Source organism: Lentimonas sp. CC4 (assembly GCF_902728235.1).
In the GTDB taxonomy this organism is placed as follows: Bacteria; Verrucomicrobiota; Verrucomicrobiia; order Opitutales; family Coraliomargaritaceae; genus Lentimonas.
In genome coordinates this window covers 823,561-842,766 of record NZ_CACVBO010000001.1, presented here as the reverse complement: position 1 = coordinate 842,766, position 19,206 = coordinate 823,561, and the positions used below count along the sequence as shown (strand labels likewise).

The window sequence follows — 19,206 nt, the reverse complement described above, 5'->3', positions numbered from 1 at the left end:
AAAAGACTATGGATGGCTCCATAGATACCGCATTGCTTGACGACGATTCAGAGAAGATACGTATGTTGCAACCAAGGCATTGGTGCTAAAATCAAGCCCCACCCTCCGCGGGAGAAATTACAGTTTACAGAGAAACTGTGGAGTCTCGCATTGATCCTACGGTGTGCCCAAAGTAAAGGCGGCAGATTTCTCTACCGCCTTTGGGATGTATTACATGAGCCGTGTGCTCGTCACTCAGGTTTGTTGACCTCAAGCATGAAGAAGCATGCCGGAGTATCAGATAGTTTATTTGAACAACGATATGTGACGATCTGTAGTTGATCGCTGTCAGGTGATGGCACCGTGGATACATGCACGGCTTCGTGACTTGAGAAACTCAGTGTCGCGCTCTCTTTAACTGTAACACTGTATCCGTCGGCGATGGCATCCTGACGTTGTGTGAACTGAATGTAGATGTAATCCTCGTCCTGGAATTGCCGCACAATGTTACTGCTAAAGACGTTTGGATCGAGGTTGAGCGTATATTCTGCCCAATTCGGGTAGCGGTCGGCATCGAGATTCTCATCGGTATTGATGCTCTCGATGCTCAGGCCATTTGCTTGCTCCCAGGCATCTGACAAGTTGTCAGAATCGGCATCTAGCGCGGTGATGCTCGCTGTGGTTGCATTCCACCTGATGTCATATTTAGCACCGTTGAAGTAGGTGGTAATGTTTAGGTAGAAGGTGTCGCCATCAGAGTTTGGGGTGACTTGTCCAGTGCTGCCTCCATCCCAGTTATACAGAATGCGGCCGTCTTTGTCGCGAAGATACACGATATAGTCGTAATTGACATACGCAGTATTGATGGTGACTAAGCTCTTTCCGGCTGGGATATCGATGCGATACCAGTCGTTGTCGTCATCGATTTTAACACCATAGCCATTGATAGCGCTGAGCCACGTGCCTTCATGACTAGAGAGGCTACGGGCCTCAAAGTAGTCGTCGTTATCTTCATAATTGTCTTCGACGGGAGTCGTAGTGTTAAGTGAGTAGGCGTTCCAATATAAATCGTAACTGGTGCCATTGCCTGGCCCGTCAATCAGCAATTTATAGGTGGCGTCGCCACCGTCGTCGTCGAAGTAAAAGAGGGTTTCTAAACCACTGTCGCTATCTATTGAGTCGACTTCATATCCATTGCGATAGAGCACCATACGAAGGTCGTTGTCATCGGAATGGGAAAATTGGCAATCGATTATAAGGAGGTTTTTTCCAGTTGTGCTGAAGGTATACCAGTCTGCGTTATACTGTATTGCGTTGCCGCTGCGCGTGGAGAGCCATTGGCCTTCCAATGAGTTAATATTGGTGGGTTTTACGAAGCTATTAGGCTCGTAAGCATCTTCCGCGGGAGGGCTGGTGCTGGTCCAGCTAAGGTCGTAGTTGACGCCCGCGTTTTCACCAGTGATTTGTATTAGGTAAGTGCCTCCTGATGCTGCCGCGAGAAAGGTGATTGTCTCATTGCTGCTGCTACTGGTAGCAGTTGCGACTGGATTGCCATTGCCTGTGTAGATCGCCATATCGATATTACCATCGGCGTAATGGATGAAGTCGCATTGCACGGTTACCATATTTTGCCCAGAAGGCACTGAGATCCGATACCAATCAGCATTTAGTTGCGTGCCGAATCCATTGACATTAGAGAGGAGGACTCCGCGTTGGCTGGCAGAGGATAGGGCTGTGGATGGATCTTCAAATGTATTGTTGCTCTCGTAGTTGTCTTCTGGAGCAGGATCTGGAAGGGCGGGTGGTTCGAGGACCGTGAAGCTCAGATCGTAGGCACTGTTATGGTTGCCCGCCCAACCATACAGGCGAAGGAAGTAATCGCCTCCTTCGATGGTTTCCTCAAGTGTGTCCGGGAAGATGAAGATGTATTCCTCATCGACCACGCCAGCAGAGACGTAGACCGTTCCGTCTGGGGTGGTTAGAGCCATGTCGAGGTCGCCCTCTGCATGGATGAAGTTCGCTTCGACTGTTAGTGCATAGGAACCTTCAGGGACGGTATATTTATACCAATCATTTTCGTTTTGTATGCCAGATCCTTCGATTCTTGATAGGGGAATGCGGTTGTATTCAGTCAGGTCGGTTGCGCTGGCTGCACTGTTGTTGGGCTCATATTTATCTTCGGTTAGGTTCTCGTAGTAAAGGTCGTAGGTATCCCCGATATTACTGCCAGTCACTTCTAAGTAGAAGGTTGATCCCCCGTGCACCTCAATGTTGACGAACGCTCCATCTGCTGTGGCAGTTCCTGTTGATGTGAGTATTCCTCTGTAATCATATGCTGCGATTTGAATATTACCGACGGCGTCGGGGAAATCGACATAGATCAGCATGACGATCGTGCCATTTTCAGGGCTGAACACGAACCAGTCGTCGTCATACTGGATGCCTTTACCTGTTGGTGTTTCGGAGATGGGTGTGTCAGGTGTGCTGATTGCGGAAGTTGCGGTCTCGCGGGTATCGTTTTCTTCGTAGAAATCGTCGATGGAATTGGTATACGAGGTGGACCACTCTAAGTCATAGGTATTGCCCGTTGCGGTTTCTTCGCCGCTTTTTACAAGGACATAGTATACGGAGCCTGGTGTCGAAATTGGGATGATGATTTGCTCAACGTCGTTACTGCCAGTTGAAGAAATGATCGGATAGCCGCGATCATCGTAGAGGATGATGTCGATGTTGCCTGCATCATTATCGAATGTGCAGGAGATATCTAGGCGGTTGTCGTTCCCCGGTGTGGTGAATTTGAACCAGTCGTTATCGAGTTGTGTGCCAAGGCCCCACCACCCTGAGAGGGAAGGCTCGGTGGTCATGTTTTTGGCGTTGTTGAAGTCGTCGTTTTCTTCGTAGGGGTCTTCTGCGGCTGGAGGTATGATGACGACGGTCTCATAGTCCCAGGTCAAATCATAGATGTTATTTGTTTCGGCGTCGTTACTATCTGCGGATTTTACCAGCAGATAGAATGTGCCTCCATTGCTATGTGAGACTAGATACTCTAGGGTTTCATTGTCATCGGTGCTGCTTTCCGTTTGTAGTAGTCGTCCGGTTTGGTCGTAGAGTAGTAGGTCAATGTTGCCTTCTGAGTTGAGGAAATCGCATTGAGCTTTGATTTGATTGGAGCCTGCAGGAATTGCGATTTGGAACCAATCGTTGTTTCTTTGGTAGCCGTATCCGAGCAGGAACTGGAGATTCGTGCCAGGTGTGCTCGATAAGTTGTAGGGCTCGAAGAAGGTGTCGTTACGTTCGTAATTATCATCGCCACCAATGCTGGTTCTCGTTGCGCTGACGCTGATCGGATATGTCTGTGGTGTTCCGTCGTCGTAGTTGACGGTGATTATTCCGTAGTAAAGGCCATAGCTGGATGTATCGAAGGTGATGTTGAAAGATTGCGACTCTCCCGGGGCTAGTGTGGCAGGCGCGAAGGAACTAGCAGTGAAATTGTTTGTATTGCTGGTGATACTTGTGGTGGAGATCGGGGTGCTGCCGGTATTGGTGATTTGGAATTGGTGTGTTGTTGATTCGTTCACAAAGCCAAATGCGGTGCCATTGGTTGGGCTTGCTACAGCGTCAGGGCCGATGAGCTGACCATTGTTGTCGGAAATAGTGATATTCGCGGGGGTGATATTTCCTGAGACGAGGTATTCCCCTAGGCTACCGTAGTCTGAAAAACCATCGCTGGACGTTTTACGACCTGCGCCGTCGATACTGATATAGTAAAGTGCTAATTCGCTCGGGAGATTGGTTGTTAGGCTGGCTCCCAGAATGTCGTCAGGAGAGGATTGGTCTATCTGTGTGCCAGTTGAATCGTATAGTGTCAGTTCGACTGCTAGGTTTGAGCCATAAGTGTTCGAGCCGTCAGTGCCTTCCGTTGACATGATGTTTACTACATCGGCGTCGATCTGTATCGAGCCGCCTTCGGTCAAGAATTTAAACCAGTCCTGATCGTCTGTTTGTTCGACAATACCGTAATGGGAAATCGCACCGTTGGGCACGTTTAAAGTTTCGGATAGGATCGTGCGGTCGCCGTAGTCGTCCGCGCGGTAGTTGAGGCCGTTTTTCTCAGTGCTGTTATTTGTTCTGGGAGTGGTGGTGGTGATGATGGCCAGGTCGTCTTCTTGGTTGTCGGCATCGTCGTAGTCGCCATTGCTCCACTGTGTGACATTGGGGCGTTCAAATGGGTCGGATACGTCATAGAAGCCATTGCCCATGAGTGGGGCCCAGCTGGTTTCACCGTCGCCATGTCCGCCGTAGTAGCTTGAGTTTGAGTCGCCGTCGTGACTGAGTCCGAGGGTGTGCCCGACTTCATGGGACGCTGCGTATGCAGAAAAGTATTCATCCTCCCAGAATACCCAGCATACGACGTCGGTGCCGAAGGAGTCGACATAAGCGATGCCGCCGGTTCCGGCTCCTTCAAAGTTGGTCGAGGTAAATACGCATTGCACGCGCTTCTTTACGTCGGCAGCTATAAATACGTCGTAGTCTGTGGTGACATTCACATCGAATATTACGTAGTCCTCGCAGACGCGACGGAAGACGGCGGTGACCCATGATGCGTTGGTGCTATTCGCCATTGGCGTTGCATAGATCGTGTTGAAAAAATTTCGATCAGTCCAATTGGGGTCCGTTACGGTTTCGCCGTCGAGATCGAGGTAGATCACATATTCTGATCCTGGTTTGCTATTTAAGATCGGAATTTCGCCATCTTCGGGTGCTGGGACTGATGGTGTATAGACTGGTGCGTTGATGCTCTCGAGCCCCAGTGCTTGGGTCAGCGTGGCGCCTTTCGGTGCGCAGTAGACATCTGAGACTGCTTTCTTCTCAAAGGTCGCACTATCATGTTCAATGTCTCCATTTAGGGTGAATACGCTGGTTTGGCCCGTTAGGGAAATTTGTGCTTTGAGTTGCGTGCCATCGGTGATGTTTACAAGGGCGGTGCCTGCTTCATCATCGAGTCGAATGCCGATTTTATGAAAGATATCCTTGCGCTGAACTGCTGCAATTGTGCCGTGGATTAGAGTGCCTGCGATGTCTAGTTGAACGGTATCTCCTACTGTGCCTGTTTTTAGGGTGTCGAATGTTGCGACCGATATCTTTCTTGACGACTTGCCTTGTAGTGTGGCGCTGAGTGCTTTTGCCTGTTTGGCGCTGGCGCTCGTTGTCGGCTGCGGAGCTGCTGTGGGGGCATGGTTGTGTGTGTGTGCGTGGCCCTGTGGCGAGGCTTCGTGTGCCTCAATCGGATCTGCCTGCGCATGGCTTGTCGTGGCAACTGCATTCTCGGGCGAGTCGCTGAGGGCAGAGCCAGGCTGCATTGCCGATCGATTCTTAAGGAGTAATGCGATCGCAAACGCTGCGATTAAGAGTAAAGTGAGTGCCGATAGACGGCTGAGGAACTTGTTCATATGGAAATAACTTCAAGTGGCTGGTGTGCAACAGTAGACGGTCTGCCAACCTCATTGGGGATTTAAATGGATGAAAGAATCAGAAGGATTATAGGCTTTCAAGCTCGATCAACGCGCTTATTGCTGTTTTTGAGTTAGTAATAGGGCGTGTTGACGGACTGATTTCCCTGGAACTTGATCTGGTTCATTATCTTGAGACTCCTGAATACTACTTCTTGTCTTTCTCAATATTGGACTTACCTTATGTGACGTTATGATCGATCTCGTTAAAAAAACAATGTTGGCTGGCATAGGCTTGGCCGTCGTGACGAAAGACAAGGTTCTGGAGTCGCTCGATGAATTAGTGGAAAAGGGCAAGCTGACCAAAGAGGAAGCTGCTGCCATGTCCGAGAAAATCGTGGAGGAGGGCAAAGTGGAGACTGAGAAGGCAAAGGTCGAAGCGAGTAAGCTCTTTATCGATATGTTGAACAAAGCGAATGTCGTGACGAAGGATCAGTATGATGCGCTTGCTGCACGTGTGACTGAGCTCGAAGGTCGCTTGCATAAAGAGTTTCCGAACGGCGACTAGTCGCTGGTTGTTTGTTGCTGGTTGTTTGTTGTTGAGGGGAATATCATGGGGCGTATTGATCGTTTTGAGGACTTAGAGTGTTGGCAGGCATGTCGCGAGTTGCGCCTTTTTATGACTCGTCAGATTGTGCCAAAATTGCCCGCAGAAGAACGCTATCTGCTTGCGGATCAAATGATCCGGGCTGCGCGTTCGACCACTGCAAATATTGCGGAAGGCTTTGGTCGGCGTCATTACTTAGATAATGCGAAGTTTATTCGTAACAGCTTAGGTTCTCAGGATGAATGCTTAGATCATATGATAACTGCGAATGACGAACTTATGATGGCTGATGAGCTATTAGCAGATTTTAGAGTGATCTTCGAAAAGGCGTCAGCGCTTTCAAATGGCTACGCGAGCTATTTGGCGCGAACAGCAAAGAAATGATCATCGGCCGCGTCCAACTGCCAGCTGTCAACGAACAACAAACAACCAGCAACTCATTTGAAACCTTTTAACTATCTCTCCAACGCAGTTCGAGCGCCGGAAATCGTTGCCATTTTGGTGCGTTGGGGGTTCGAGGATTTATTGCTTCAACTTGATACGCCGCAGTTTTTGTTGCGTAATCTGGTGAGGCAGAAGGTCACGCACCTGACGCCCTACGAGCGGGTGCGTAATGCGTGTGAGGAGTTGGGGCCCATCTTTGTTAAATTTGGTCAAATCCTCAGCACTCGGCCTGATCGTCTTCCAGAGCCACTCGTGATGGAGCTGAAGAAGCTGCGCAGTCAAGTCGAGCCGCAGGCATTTGAGAAGATTGAGCCTGTGTTGTTGAAGGATTTGGGCTGCCCGATTGATGAGGTCTTTGCGGATTTTGAGCCGATCCCGGTGGCTGCGGGTTCATTGGGGCAAGTGTATAAGGCGAAGTTGATTTCCACCGGAGAATGGGTGAGCGTTAAAGTGCAGCGAGCCGATATTCATAAAACGATTTCGTCGGATTTGGAGATTATTGGTTGGTTCGCCAAGCAGCTGCATGCACGTGTTGAGGAGTTGCGCCCGTATAATTTACCGATGCTGGTGAGCGAGGCAGAGAAGCGCCTAGAGGAAGAGCTCAACTATAATAATGAAGCAGATAATGCGGAGATTTTTAGAGCGCTGAACACGGAGCAGGAGCGTGTCTTTGCGCCGAAGGTATATACTGCGTTTACCACGCGTCGTTTGCTCGTCACGGAGTGGGTCGACGGAGTTGCTCCGGATCAGGCGGACTTGCCTGAGGCCGATGCGCGTGAGTTGGCTAAGCAGGGCGGCGAATCCGTCTTTCATCAAATTGTCGGCACCGGCTTCTTTCACTCAGATCCGCATTCCGGTAATATGCTAATCACGCCGGATCAGCGAATTTGCTGGCTGGATTGGGGGCAAGCTGGGCAGATCACACTGGAGATGCGCTATTTGCTGGTGGATCTTTTTGCCGCAATCACAGATCGGAATGCGGCGAAGGTGATTCGTGTGGCAGAGCGTATGGCGGTCAATAATCGCCGCATTGACCGTCGCCGCGTGGAGAAAGAAGTGACGTTCCTTCTGAATAAGCATCGCAGCTTTGGTCCATCGGGGACGAAGATCGGAACAGTTGGCTTAGAGATGCTCTATATCTTCGGGAGTAATGGCATTGAGGTGTCGCCTGATTATGCCCTGCTATCGAAGGCCATTCTTTGTGTGGAAGAGACGGCGCGTTCATTGGATCCGGAATTTGATATCCTGAGCGTGGCGAAGCCCTTCTTGGTGAAGTTGAATAAGGAGCGTTGGAGTGTGCAGAGCGTCACTCGGCAAACGCTTTATCCGATGCTGTCGATGTTGCGACGTATGCAGCAGATCCCTGAAAATATGCAGCGTATTTTGCAGCGTATTGAGGAGGAGGATCTACAGATCAATTTCCACCATACTGGAACGGAAAACTTGGAAGAGACTTTTAATGCGTCGATGAATCGCCTGACCGTGGGCATCATTATCGGTTCGTTGCTGATTGGTTCATCGCTGATTATTACTACCGGAGTTGGGCCATTGCTGTTTGGTTTCCCTGCCATTGGTATCTTGGGCTTCTTGGTCTCAGGTATCTTGGGGATGTATATCGTAGTCTCGACCTTGCGGAAGCATCGTTGAGGTGATCTTGATCGCCAGCGGTTGGCAGGCGTTGCGCCATTGCTAGTCTGATACTACGACAAGGTCTGGCTGACTTGGAATACACTGGTCACGATGCCGATGGCGATTAGAGCCACCATGATAAAGGCGCAGACCAATGCGCCGGAGGCGACTAGGTTCGTGAGTAGCCCAAGGCGCTTTGTCAGTTCGTTGCGAAAGCCTTTGGTGACTTCGCTCATACTGTGTCCCAGATTGCCTGTGTTCTCGCCTACGGTTAGAATGTCGACTGCGAGGTCAGGCATGAATTCATTGCGCTTAAAGGCCTGCGCGATCGAGAGACCTTCGTTGACTTGCCCGCGTGCGGTGTGGAAGCGTTCGCGCAGGTCGGTGTTCTTGATCGTGCGTTCAGTCAGGCGTAGCACTTCTGTGGTGTTGATTCCGCTCTCGAGGAGGGTGCTGATTAGATTGCCGGATTGAAAGAGGTCAGAGTAATAGAAAATTTTGCCAAGTAGCGGAATCTTAAGAAACCATTTATCGGAGCGTTGTCGTCCCACGCTCGTCTTGCGCCATTGCGCGATGCCGACTGCTCCGAGTGCGATCGCGATCGCGAGGATGGGCCCGAATTTGATTAAAAAATCCGATCCATCCATGAGGAGTCGTGCGCTCCAGGTCATTTCGCCACCGAGGCGGTCGAGCATGCCTTGGATCTGCGGGAGGAGCACGGTCAGGAAAATAATCACAACGACGAACGCCACCGTGCAAATGAAGCCAGGGTAAGCCATGCTGGTGATCATTTTTTTGCGAATCGCCTGCTTTTCTTCGAGAAAGTCGATGACTTTGCGGAGGATCGGGCTGAGGTTGCCTGTTGCTTCGCCTGCTTCGATGACATAGCTGATGGAACCTGAGAAGTATTTGGGTTGCCGCGTGAGTGCGCCAGCCAGTGTGGCACCCTCGCTTAAGTCGCGCCAGATCGAGCTGGCGAGTTGCTTTTGCTCAGGGTCGCTCAGGCGTTGGCTAAGGATGCGGATCGAGTCGCCGATCGGTAGCCCCGAGGTGTGCAGTTCTAGTAGGCGGGTGAGTAGGGCTAGGCCGGACTTTTCACGGCTGGGTGTGCCGCCGTTTTGTGAGCTTGTCGGCTCGCTATCGGCTGAGCTGCGTTTCGGGCTCTTGAGCGATTTTGTTTTATTGCGCAGCTTACTGAATACCGAGGGCTTGGCTGTGCTCACTTCTTTGAGTGTGATCGGGCTGAGCTTTTGCTCTTGGAGTCGTTGGGCAGCCTGTCGCCGGTCCGCAGATTCGATGCTTCCGGTGATGGTTTTGCCGTCTGGCTGTCGGGCTTTGTAGTCAAACTGGGGCATAGTAGAGTCGTGATAAACAGATGTGTAATGTTCTGATCGTTGAGTCGATGCTTTAGTTACTGCTGGAGGCGTTCAATGTTCACCAAACATACTGGCTTGCATGGCGCTACGGATTGCCTGACAGTTTCTTCCTTATGAGTCAGTCGAAGTTGTGCACACTTTTCTATGGGGCGCTCGTTGTTTGCGTCTCTCTTGCGTGTGGCTCTGTCGAGCCGGCCACTTCGGTCGCTTCGGTCGCGGCTGAGGGCGAAGACGCGAATGTTGTCTTGCGTCAGACGGCGATGCCAGAGATGGGCGTGGATCGCTTGGGTTCGATTTTGAATCGCTACTACAAGGAGGGGCTCGGTGGGGCAGAGAATTGGGAGCGAGTCGTGAGCTTGCGAGTGGCTGGTCGGTTGAAATTATCTGGGGGCGAGTTTGATTTTAATGCCTACCAGAAGAAGCCGCATTATATAAAAATGACGATTCATGGCGATCACGGCGATATACGTATGGGGTATGATGGGCGCATTGCTTGGCATGCGGTGAAGCGCGGTTCGCATGCGGCTGAGGCGATGGAGCCCGCTCAGGCACGTCGCTTTATACATGGTGCTCGATTTGGGAATCATTTACTCTACCCTTATGCAACGGGAAAGCGCATGGAATATCTGGATACTGTGCCTGTGGATGGCACGATTTGTCATCAAATTCGAGTAACGCTCGATACTGAGTATCAAGTCGATTATTTTGTCGATGTTCGCACTTATTTGGAGATTAAAGTCGTTAATACTGATCTGCGCACGGGGACGGTTAGCTGGGTGGTGTATGAGGACTATATTCGTGAGTTCGGCATGCCAATTGCACAGAAGGTCGTGAGCTATAAAAGCGACGAGTGGGTTTCGACTTTGGAGCTGGATGAGGTGAAGGTGAACTCGGGCATCATGCCGTGGATGTTTAAAATGCCAAAGTAAGTCGGCTTGGTTGTAGATAGGGGGGGGCGCTCTGATAGAACTCGGGGGCTTTTGATTTCTAGGCTCGATTCGTTGGTCGTCTTTTGCGATACGCTATCCAGTATGTCGTTTTATTCTTTCTTCAGTTGCTCTGTGTTCTTGTGTTTGCTCGCCTCGCTGTGCGGTGCTGCGCCTGATTCAGTAGCTGCGCCTGCGTATCGATCGGCGATTCAAAAAGTCGATCCGATGCGGCTGGGAGGAGTCGAACCACTGGTAGCGCATATTCTCAGAGAGTATTATCGCCTATCGCTTGGTGGGATAGAGGGCTGGCAGAAGGTCGAGAGCCTACGATTCGAAGGCGTGTTGCGTATGTCGCAGGGGGCCTTGCAGTTCGTCGCGTTTAAGAAGAAGCCGGACTATTGTAAGGTTATACTATTTGCGGGCCGGGAGCGGATTGTGATGTCTTACGATGGGGCGGATGCGTGGCAGCTCAATACGATGGAGTCGACTGAGCCAGTTGTGATGCCACCATTGGAGGCGCTGAACTTTATACGTGATGCGCCAACGGCGGGACATTTACTTTATTCTGGGATCCCAGGCAAACAGATCAAATTGTTAGGCACGCGTGTGATTGATGGGTATGATTGCTATGACTTGGAGGTGACGCTGCCGGGAGGCCAGCAGATCGTTTATGCGATTGATCGTGCGGACTTTGTGGAGCGTCAGCAGATCGTGGTAAATGCGGTTTCGGGGGCCAGAGAGGTCACGACCCATGGCGAATTGAGCGTGATCCAGGGGGTGTCGGTTCCGATGGTGAGCACGATGGAAACGGATAGCGAATTTACGCATGAAGTGCGTATGCGCAGTGTGGAGGTCAATACGGGCGTGATGCCGTGGATGTTTTCTCGGCCTTCGGGGCTGTATCTACCGGGTCGATTGCCTGAGGGGGCGATTGGGGCAGACGAGCTGCCGGCGGCGTTAACTGGCAGTGTGTCTTCGGATGTTGCCGTTGCAGTGCCTTCGGCGGATTCCTTTGGCTTGGATCGGCCTGGAAGCGCGTTTAATGAGACGCGTTTTCCTGATTTGGATGCCGCAACAAAGCAGTCCATACTGGATGATATTGGCGACCTGTAGTCGGGGTGTCGCTGTGTTACAGAGTCTGCGCAATCAGCTGTGCTATTCCTCTTTCTTCTTGCGATTGATCTCGAGTAGGACGCTGCGCAGGTCTTTGAGTGATACCGGTTTACAGAGGAAGTGATCCATGCCGGCTTTCTTAAATTTACTCTGGTCGGACAGTGTGTTGAATGCGGTGACGGCGACGATGGGGATGTTCATGCCGATATCGCCCACTTCGCCAATGCGTAGAGCGCGAGTAGTGGCCATGCCATCTAAGACGGGCATGTCTATATCCATTAGCACTAGATCGAACTCTGGGTCTTCGAGCATGATGTCGAGCGCGGCTTGTCCGTTGACTGCGACTGCGGACTTCTGGCCAATTCGCTCTAGCAGCATCGACATGAGTTCGCGGTTGATCGGATCGTCCTCGACGATGAGCACTTTCATGCAGAATGGCAGTTCGACTAGTGGATTGGGCGCTTTGCCGCCAACAGAGAGTGTGAGGCCGCCGACGGGGCGTTCGTTGCTGGGCGAGGCTTCCATGCTTTCGAGTTGGAAGACGAGTATGGTCTTTACGCCCGTGTTGCCGTCGAGCTTCGAGGCAATCATACCGCCTTGGTGGTTTTCCAAGAGCGAGATCGACACTGCCCAATAGAGGAACTCCATGCGTATGCGTGAGTGACTGTTGCTTGTGGTGAGCCCAGAAACTTCGGATATGCGTGAGCCGCGAGAGGAGGGCATGGTCTCGAGCGGGTTAATGATGGTGACTTTTATGCCGCTCTGATTGTTGCGCCATTTCACCGTGAGCACGGCGGGGGCTCCTTCGGCGTTGATATCGGTGCATTCGAGCGAGCCGAGGATGGCGGTCTCGATCATGTTAGTCAAATGGTCGTAGTCGCCGCGCAGGCGGGTGGTATTGTTGTGGTGCTCGATCTCGATTTTGAGATGGCGGTTGCTGGCTCGCAGGGTCAGGTTTTGTTTTACCTGTTCCATGAAGTCGTGCATGTTGATCCATTCGCGGTGTTCGGGGAGTTCGCCCCATTCTTCTTGGATCTTAGATAAATTGACGAGTGTGTGTAGCACCGACTGCATGTGTTGCGCGCAGCTTTCGAGGGTATCGAGTTTGCTGTCGGTATTATTCTCTTTGAGTAGTTGAGCCATGCCAAGCACACCATTCAGTGGGGTGCGTAGCTCGTGGGAGAGGGTGGCAAAGAGTGCATTGGATGCGGACTTGTTGGTCTCGGGATCAGTCTTGGCAGGTGGTGTGGCTTGCTTGTCAACGGGCTTTGGGCCTTCGAGGGCTTCGAGTTCGCTTTGCAGTTGTTTGATCTCGGCTTTGAGCTGAGCGGGTGTCTTAGTTTTTTTTCCGAAGAATGCCATGAGATGAGTGGTGCTAAATTGTGGTCACGCTGAGGGTAACAGCGAGTGCGACGAAAGTGTGCACTGAAAGCGAGAGATGCAATCGAGTTTTCAAATGTTGGTGAGTTAATAGCCTTTTCTGGGGTTGCCGCCGAGTGGTGCGGGCGGAGCGCTGCGCTGATCCATGGTGTCGGCTGCGTAGTTTTTGTGGAGTTGCCAGCCTGCGCGGTAAGGCGCGCCGTGTGCTTTGATCCATTCGGTGATGGCGTTCAGCACCGCGGGGTTACTGTGCTGTGACCATTCGGGGTGAAGCCACACAATACTATCGGCATCCAGATTGGCACCGCGCTCGGTGAGTGCGGTGACGTATTCGTCGATGGCTCCAGGGCGGTCGATGATCAGCTTAAATTCATTGGCGCGTGCGACGTTTTCGGCGAGGGGCAGTTTCCAGCGCTTGGGGCTGAGCGTGATCCAATCCAGCGCGCCCTGGATCGGGAAGGCGCCGCTGGTTTCCAGATGAGTCTGCTGCCCGATTGCGTGAAGCGCATCGGTTAGCGGGGTTAGGTCGTGGATGGCGGGTTCGCCGCCGGTGATTACCGTGAATTCGGCTCGGGTCTGGGCGACTTCTGCCGCTAGGGCGTCAGGGGGGAGCCGCTCAATATGCTTGGGTATGTAGTCGGGGTGCCATGTGCCTGCGGAGTCGCACCAGGGGCAGTGCACTGGGCAGCCGAAGGTGCGGATGAAGTAAGCTGCGCGCCCCGCATGTGCGCCTTCGCCCTGAAAGGTGTAGAACTGTTCGTGTATCGGTAGTGTCATGGGGCGGGTTGGGCTGTGTCTCTTTACTCGGGGCGGTAGGCAGCGCTGTTCTTTGAGTCTTCGACGATTTCGATTTCGGTAATCCAGACGCGGTTGTCGGTTTCGGTTCGCACCATGGAGTCAAAGATACCATGCAGATGCACCGCTACGCCTTCGCAGGAGCAGTTTGGCAGGGTGTATGCCTTGAATAGGTGGCCGGCATTGGCGAGCAGTGTCTCGGTTTCGGGGTCGTCTGCGTTGAAAAGGCAGGCATGGTCGAGGTGCTCGTCGATCCAGGTCTTTAGGTATTTGAGTTTGCCGAAGTCGACGACGAAGCCATTTGCATCGGTCTCGCTGCAAGCGAAGGTGAGCGTGATCCCCCAGTTGTGTCCGTGGATCAGGGCGCAATGCCCGTCGTGTCGGTGCTGGCGGTGGGCGAACGGAATGTCGCGGTAAGATTTTTTGCAAGTGAGCATCTTTTGGAAAAGCTGAGAGTTTGAAATTGTGAAAAGCTGAAACATCATGGATGAGTCATTACCTATTATTCATCAGTCATTTATAATCGCCAGTCGTTGGCGCGGAGTGTTTCGACGCTGGGTGCGTCGGCGGCGTATTCGGTCGGGTCGGTGACGCTTGCGAGGTCGAAGGCTTCGCGGCGTTCGATACAGGTGCCGCAACGGCCGCAGTGGATGGTGCCGCCTTTATAGCAAGACCAAGTCTTTTCGAACGGTAGCTCGAGTTCTGCGCCGCGTCGCACGATGTCGGCCTTGCTCCAATCGACGAAGGGGCGACTGAGCTCCACCGTGCTCCAGTCGCAGAGTCGGATCGCTTCGGCCATGGCATCGGCAAATTCATTGCGGCAGTCTGGGTAGATCGCGTGGTCGCCGCTGTGAGCTGCGTAGGCGATTTGCTCCGCACCGATCGAGAGAGCGTGGCCTGCGGCGATGGCGAGCAGGATCATGTTCCGATTTGGCACGACGGTCGATTTCATCGACTCCTCGGTGTAGTGCCCTTCGGCGACTTCGATGTCGGGCGAGGTCAGGCTGCTGCCTGCGAGGAGCGGCTGAATGGCAGAGAGGTCGGCAGTTTGATGGGGCACATCAATTGAGCGGCATATCTCGGCGGCATGCGTGAGTTCGCAACTATGGCGTTGGCCGTAGTTGACTGAGAGCGCGTGGACGGTGTGGCCCACGGCGCGCAAGTGATAGAGGAGGACGGTCGAGTCGAGTCCGCCGGAATAGATCAGGACGCTTTTCATGAATTCAGTGGTTGCCGGTTGGCTGCGGCCCTGGGAATTCGTTAGCAAGGCCAGCTGTTGGATGGGGGAAATTGATGTGTTACGGGCAGACGGCAAGTGAAAACGGAGGCGGGCGGGAGCAGGTTTGGGCTAAGGGCTAGAGTGATGCAGGCATTCCTGCCTGTGATTGGGCGAGTGGAGGATGAACAGGCAGGAATGCCTGTATCGCAGTCGGTTTTTGCCCTCAAAACTATCGTCGATTGCCCCAATACCGACTCTTGACAAGCGACCGAGGCCGTTTAGCTTGCTGGATTCTTAAATTAACCCAGCAACATCTTTTTTAAGCGGGCATCAGTCCGCTTTTTCATTTTCTGCCCGCAATGAGTAACGAAATACTATCAGTTCTAGAATACATGGAGAAGGAGAAGGGCATCGATCGTGCCGACATGATCGAAGCCATTTCTGCTGCTATCGCTGGCGCCGCCCAAAAGGGAGTGGGTGCTGGGCAGGACATCCGTGTAGAGATCAATCCCCGCACAGGTGCTTTGAAGGCTTGGTCGAGTTTGACTGTGGTCGATTCCGTGGGTGATTCCGCTCTGGAGATTCATGTTGAAAAAGCACGCCAGACCAATCCGGACGCACAACTCGGCGAAGTCGTTGAGCAGGAAATTGATCCAGCCTATCTCGGTCGTATTGCTGCGCAGACTGCGCGTCAGGCGATTATGCAGCGTATCCGCCAGTTCGAGAAGGATCGTATCTATGACGATTATAAGGACACGGTCGGTGATATCGTCACTGGTATTGTGCGTCGTCGTGAGCGCGGTGATTTGATCATCGACTTGGGCAAAGCTGAGGCGATTCTTCCTCCACGCGAGCGCGTGCAGGGTGAAGATTACGCGCCGGGTGAGAGCATTCGTTGCCTCCTTCTTAAGATTGAGCAAACCAATCGTGGCCCTGACATTATTCTTTCACGCTCGAACATCAATTTCGTGCGCCGCCTCTTCGAACTCGAAGTGACGGAAATCGCTGATGGCACCGTGACACTCGAAGCGATGGCTCGCGAAGCAGGCTACCGCACGAAGATCGCAGTGAACAGCTCAGATCCTAAAGTGGATCCTGTCGGCGCTTGCGTCGGTGCACGTGGTGCTCGTGTTAAAACGATCGTGCGTGAACTCGGTGGCGAGAAAATCGACATCATTCGTTACCACGCTGATCCGATTCAGTTGCTTGAAGAAGCACTGAAACCAGCGGTGCCGAAGAACATCAAAGTCATCGAAGCAGATCGTCGTATCCACTTCGAAGTGGCTGAAGATGATCTCTCGATCGCGATCGGTCGCCGTGGCTTCAATGCCAAGCTCACTTCCCGCCTCATCGGTTGGAAGCTCGACATCGGCAAGGAAGAGAAGGAAGCGGTCGGCTTCGATGAGAAGGTCGCAAAGGCACTCAAGGGTATCAATTTGATTCCCGGTATTGAGCCCGCGATTGCTCAGCGCCTCGTTTCCATCGGTCTCATCAGTCCTGAAGCCTTCGAAGGCGTATCCGTTGGCGATCTCGTCGACGCAGAATTTAGTGAAGAAGAAGCCAGCGACGTGCTGGCTAAAGTTGCAGCATACCTGGCGCAAAACGCATAATCAAGTATTGCCCAAGTCTTCCATCCATCTATCAGATATTAAGTAGTTAACTCTTTCATGAGTGTTCGTATACATCAGCTTTCAAAACAAGTCGGAATGGAGAATAAAGAGCTTATTGAGCTCCTCCGTAGTCGCGGGTTCGAAGTCAAAAGCGCTTCCAGCACCGTCGATAATATATCCGCCGAATCACTCGTAGAGGAATTTGCTTCTAAGAAGGAGGCTGAGGCCGCACCTGCGCCTGAGGCCGAACCCGTTGAGGCTGAGAAGCCGAAGGGGCCCGTCTTTCCTGAGGGAGTCATCGTCAAGAGTGCCGAAGAGATTCAGCGTGAGCGTGAGGCTGCGGCCGAAGCGGCCAAGCCGAAGCCGACTCCGGCGCCCGAGCCGAAACCGTTGCCAGTCGTGCCGAAGCCAGCTCCGATGAGCAAGGCTCCGCCTTCTGCGCCACGTCCTAAAGGCCCTCCTGCGGCACCGCGCCCGAAGACACCACCTCCAGGTGTTGCGCCTGCGGGGCTTAAATCTGCGAAGCCACCAGCTCCGACTGGTGCGCCGAAAGCTCCGATTGTCGCAAGCGCGCCAACTCCGGAATCGGCAAAACCACCTGCAGCGAAGCCTCCTGCCGCCAAGCCGCCAGTCGCAGCGCCTCCGGCAGCTAAGCCTCCTGTGGCAAAAGCTCCAACTCCGGCTGCACCACCTGCTGCGCCGAAGCCTGCTGGCCCACCGAAACCTCCGGGGCCGCCTAAGCCTCCATCAGCAACTGCTCCGAAAGCACCTGAGCTAGAAGCGACTGACGCGGAAGCTCCAGTCGATGGCGAAGTGCCAGTTGAAGCTGTAGCACGTATCATTCATGCCAAGCCTCCGATCGTAGTGCGCGATTTCGCGACAGAGATTGAGGTTAAGCCGTTCAAATTGATTTCCGAGCTCATGGAAATGGGCATCTTCGCTTCGATGAATCAAACCATCGAAGAAGCGGTTGCGGTTCAGATCGCGAAGCGTCACGGCTTCCAGCTTGAGATTCACCACCGTGGTGAGACCACAGCTGAGGTCGCTGAGAAGAAGAAAAAAGCTGAAGTAGCGGACGATGATCCTCGCTTCCTGAAGCCTCGTCCTCCGGTTGTGTGTATCCTCGGTCACGTTGACCATGGTAAGACGACATTGCTCGATACGATTCGTAAGGCAAATGTGACTGACGGCGAAGCCGGCGGTATCACCCAGCATATCGGTGCGTATCAGATCGAACACAGCGGTCAGAAGATTACTTTCCTCGACACTCCAGGTCACGCGGCGTTCTCGCAAATGCGTGAGCGTGGTGCGAACGTCACTGACGTTGCGATTCTCGTGATTGCTGCGGATGATGCGTTTAAGCCACAGACGGAAGAGGCACTACGTTTTGCCAAAGAGGCGAACAACTCGATCATCGTTGCGATCAATAAGGTCGATGCGAAGGGTGCGAATGTTGATCGCGTCAAGCAACAGATGCAGGAAAAGGGCATCGCACCCGAAGACTGGGGCGGTGAAACCATTGCTGTGGAAGTTTCCGCATTGAAGGGCACTAATATCGACGAATTACTCGATATGATCCTTCTGCAAACAGAAGTTCTAGAGCTTAAGGCGAATCCGACTTGTCCAGCATCTGGCACGATCGTCGAAGCGCAGCTCGAAGAAGGTCGCGGTGCGACTGCATCTGTGATCGTCGAACGAGGCACCTTGAAGAGAGGCGATGCGCTGATCTGTGGTGAAGCTTACTGTAAGGTAAAGTCCATGGTCGATGAGAATGGTAAGGTGCTTAAAGAAGCTCCACCATCCACTCCAGTGAAGGTCATTGGCTGGTCTCAAGTTCCAAGTGGCGGTAATAAATTTACTTCTGTGAAGAATGAGAAGACCGCGAAAAAGGCCGCTGCTGAGGCGACCACTGAGCGTAAGCGCGAAGAAAATGTTGCTCCGGATCAATCTGCGAAGAAGGAGGGTGGCGGTGGCGTCACTGTTGAAGATTTGTTTGCCGCAATTGCGCAGCAAAAGAAGTCCTGCCTCAACGTCATCGTTAAGTCGGATGTGCATGGTTCGACCGAAGCATTGGTCAGTAGCCTTAAGCAGATCGAAAGCGATAAGGTCGACATCCGTATCATCAGTCATGGCGTCGGCCATATCAGTAAGAGCGATATCGCACTTGCGAGCGCTGGCGAAACGGACGTGACTGTCGTTGGCTTTAATGTGCGCCTTGATAATGGCGTGCAGAGCCTCGCGAAGCATCACGATGTGCGCATCATTCAGCACGACATCATCTATGAACTGCTCGACCAAGTCGAAGAGTGCATGGCCGAGTTGCTTGAGCCAGAACTGAGCGAAAAGAAGCTTGGTGCTGCCGAGATCCGTCAAGTATTCAGCATGGGCAAGAACCGCAATGTTGCTGGTTGCATGGTCACCGAAGGCACGATCAATCGCAACCGCAAGGCACGCTTGCTGCGTAATGGTGAAGTCATCCACGAGAGTAAGATTGATACACTCAAGCGCTTCAAGGACGACGTTAAGGAAGTCCGCGCCGGTTACGAGTGTGGTATTAACGTGGATGGTTACGACGACTACGAAGAAGGCGATATCATCGAATGCTTCGAGGTGGTCGAAATCCGCCCAACGCTACGATAGAGTATTTAACTTCGGCGGCGTGCGCTCGCGCACGT

General features: G+C 52.6%; 13 protein-coding genes. 7 read left to right on the top strand and 6 right to left on the bottom strand.

Annotated features, from left to right (window positions below; all coding sequences use genetic code 11):
• Positions 1-230: 230 nt before the first annotated feature.
• A complete protein-coding gene (locus tag GZZ87_RS03720; protein ID WP_162027432.1) occupies positions 231-5,429 on the bottom strand; it encodes a DUF1573 domain-containing protein in 5,199 nt (1,732 codons plus the stop codon).
• Between the two features lie 253 nt (positions 5,430-5,682).
• Between GZZ87_RS03720 and GZZ87_RS03715 the strand changes: the two genes are divergently transcribed.
• The 3 genes from GZZ87_RS03715 to GZZ87_RS03705 are packed head-to-tail and all read left to right on the top strand — an operon-like array spanning position 5,683 to position 8,127.
• Complete coding sequence (locus GZZ87_RS03715; RefSeq protein WP_162027431.1) at positions 5,683-5,997, top strand: hypothetical protein; 315 nt, start codon at positions 5,683-5,685, stop codon at positions 5,995-5,997.
• Between the two features lie 45 nt (positions 5,998-6,042).
• A complete protein-coding gene (locus GZZ87_RS03710; RefSeq protein WP_162027430.1) occupies positions 6,043-6,420 on the top strand; it encodes a four helix bundle protein in 378 nt (125 codons plus the stop codon).
• A 57-nt stretch (positions 6,421-6,477) separates the two neighbouring features.
• On the top strand, positions 6,478-8,127 hold the full coding sequence (locus GZZ87_RS03705; RefSeq protein ID WP_162027429.1) for an AarF/UbiB family protein: 1,650 nt from the start codon (positions 6,478-6,480) through the stop codon (positions 8,125-8,127).
• A 53-nt stretch (positions 8,128-8,180) separates the two neighbouring features.
• On the opposite strand, the gene GZZ87_RS03700 is transcribed toward GZZ87_RS03705, so the two are convergent.
• Complete coding sequence (locus GZZ87_RS03700; RefSeq protein WP_162027428.1) at positions 8,181-9,464, bottom strand: type II secretion system F family protein; 1,284 nt, start codon at positions 9,462-9,464, stop codon at positions 8,181-8,183.
• Between the two features lie 134 nt (positions 9,465-9,598).
• On the opposite strand from GZZ87_RS03700, the gene GZZ87_RS03695 reads away from it, so the two are divergent.
• Together GZZ87_RS03695 and GZZ87_RS03690 are read left to right on the top strand one after the other, a co-directional pair.
• On the top strand, positions 9,599-10,414 hold the full coding sequence (locus GZZ87_RS03695) for a hypothetical protein (RefSeq protein ID WP_162027427.1): 816 nt from the start codon (positions 9,599-9,601) through the stop codon (positions 10,412-10,414).
• Between the two features lie 102 nt (positions 10,415-10,516).
• Entirely contained in the window at positions 10,517-11,527 is a 1,011-nt protein-coding gene (locus tag GZZ87_RS03690; protein WP_162027426.1) for a hypothetical protein, read from the top strand.
• Between the two features lie 42 nt (positions 11,528-11,569).
• On the opposite strand, the gene GZZ87_RS03685 is transcribed toward GZZ87_RS03690, so the two are convergent.
• From GZZ87_RS03685 to queC, 4 genes are all read right to left on the bottom strand, one after another.
• Positions 11,570-12,889 (bottom strand): hybrid sensor histidine kinase/response regulator, encoded by a 1,320-nt coding sequence (locus tag GZZ87_RS03685; RefSeq protein ID WP_162027425.1) that lies wholly within the window; start codon positions 12,887-12,889, stop codon positions 11,570-11,572.
• 105 nt (positions 12,890-12,994) lie between these two features.
• The gene (locus GZZ87_RS03680; RefSeq protein ID WP_162027424.1) at positions 12,995-13,684 is read right to left on the bottom strand and encodes a 7-carboxy-7-deazaguanine synthase QueE; all 690 of its coding nucleotides are present in this window, start codon (positions 13,682-13,684) and stop codon (positions 12,995-12,997) included.
• A gap of 23 nt (positions 13,685-13,707) precedes the next feature.
• A complete protein-coding gene (locus GZZ87_RS03675; protein ID WP_162027423.1) occupies positions 13,708-14,139 on the bottom strand; it encodes a 6-carboxytetrahydropterin synthase in 432 nt (143 codons plus the stop codon).
• An 80-nt stretch (positions 14,140-14,219) separates the two neighbouring features.
• On the bottom strand, positions 14,220-14,921 hold the full coding sequence (queC, locus tag GZZ87_RS03670; RefSeq protein ID WP_162027422.1) for a 7-cyano-7-deazaguanine synthase QueC: 702 nt from the start codon (positions 14,919-14,921) through the stop codon (positions 14,220-14,222).
• A 359-nt stretch (positions 14,922-15,280) separates the two neighbouring features.
• Here queC and nusA point away from each other — a divergent pair, with 359 nt between their 5' ends.
• Both nusA and infB read left to right on the top strand, forming a co-directional pair.
• On the top strand, positions 15,281-16,531 hold the full coding sequence (gene nusA, locus GZZ87_RS03665) for a transcription termination factor NusA (RefSeq protein ID WP_162027421.1): 1,251 nt from the start codon (positions 15,281-15,283) through the stop codon (positions 16,529-16,531).
• 57 nt (positions 16,532-16,588) lie between these two features.
• Positions 16,589-19,171: a translation initiation factor IF-2 gene (infB, locus tag GZZ87_RS03660; protein ID WP_162027420.1), complete on the top strand. Its 2,583-nt coding sequence runs from the start codon at positions 16,589-16,591 to the stop codon at positions 19,169-19,171.
• Positions 19,172-19,206: the final 35 nt, after the last annotated feature.

What these genes read in the sequence shown, in the direction of transcription:
- GZZ87_RS03695 (WP_162027427.1), top strand. Translation starts at nt 9,599, where the DNA reads ATGAGTCAGTCGAAGTTGTGCACACTTTTCTATGGGGCGCTCGTTGTT.
- GZZ87_RS03680 (WP_162027424.1), bottom strand. Translation starts at nt 13,684, where the DNA reads ATGACACTACCGATACACGAACAGTTCTACACCTTTCAGGGCGAAGGC.
- GZZ87_RS03710 (WP_162027430.1), top strand. Translation starts at nt 6,043, where the DNA reads ATGGGGCGTATTGATCGTTTTGAGGACTTAGAGTGTTGGCAGGCATGT.
- GZZ87_RS03715 (WP_162027431.1), top strand. Translation starts at nt 5,683, where the DNA reads ATGATCGATCTCGTTAAAAAAACAATGTTGGCTGGCATAGGCTTGGCC.
- GZZ87_RS03720 (WP_162027432.1), bottom strand. Translation starts at nt 5,429, where the DNA reads ATGAACAAGTTCCTCAGCCGTCTATCGGCACTCACTTTACTCTTAATC.
- GZZ87_RS03675 (WP_162027423.1), bottom strand. Translation starts at nt 14,139, where the DNA reads ATGCTCACTTGCAAAAAATCTTACCGCGACATTCCGTTCGCCCACCGC.
- infB (WP_162027420.1), top strand. Translation starts at nt 16,589, where the DNA reads ATGAGTGTTCGTATACATCAGCTTTCAAAACAAGTCGGAATGGAGAAT.
- nusA (WP_162027421.1), top strand. Translation starts at nt 15,281, where the DNA reads ATGAGTAACGAAATACTATCAGTTCTAGAATACATGGAGAAGGAGAAG.
- GZZ87_RS03690 (WP_162027426.1), top strand. Translation starts at nt 10,517, where the DNA reads ATGTCGTTTTATTCTTTCTTCAGTTGCTCTGTGTTCTTGTGTTTGCTC.
- GZZ87_RS03685 (WP_162027425.1), bottom strand. Translation starts at nt 12,889, where the DNA reads ATGGCATTCTTCGGAAAAAAAACTAAGACACCCGCTCAGCTCAAAGCC.
- GZZ87_RS03700 (WP_162027428.1), bottom strand. Translation starts at nt 9,464, where the DNA reads ATGCCCCAGTTTGACTACAAAGCCCGACAGCCAGACGGCAAAACCATC.
- queC (WP_162027422.1), bottom strand. Translation starts at nt 14,921, where the DNA reads ATGAAAAGCGTCCTGATCTATTCCGGCGGACTCGACTCGACCGTCCTC.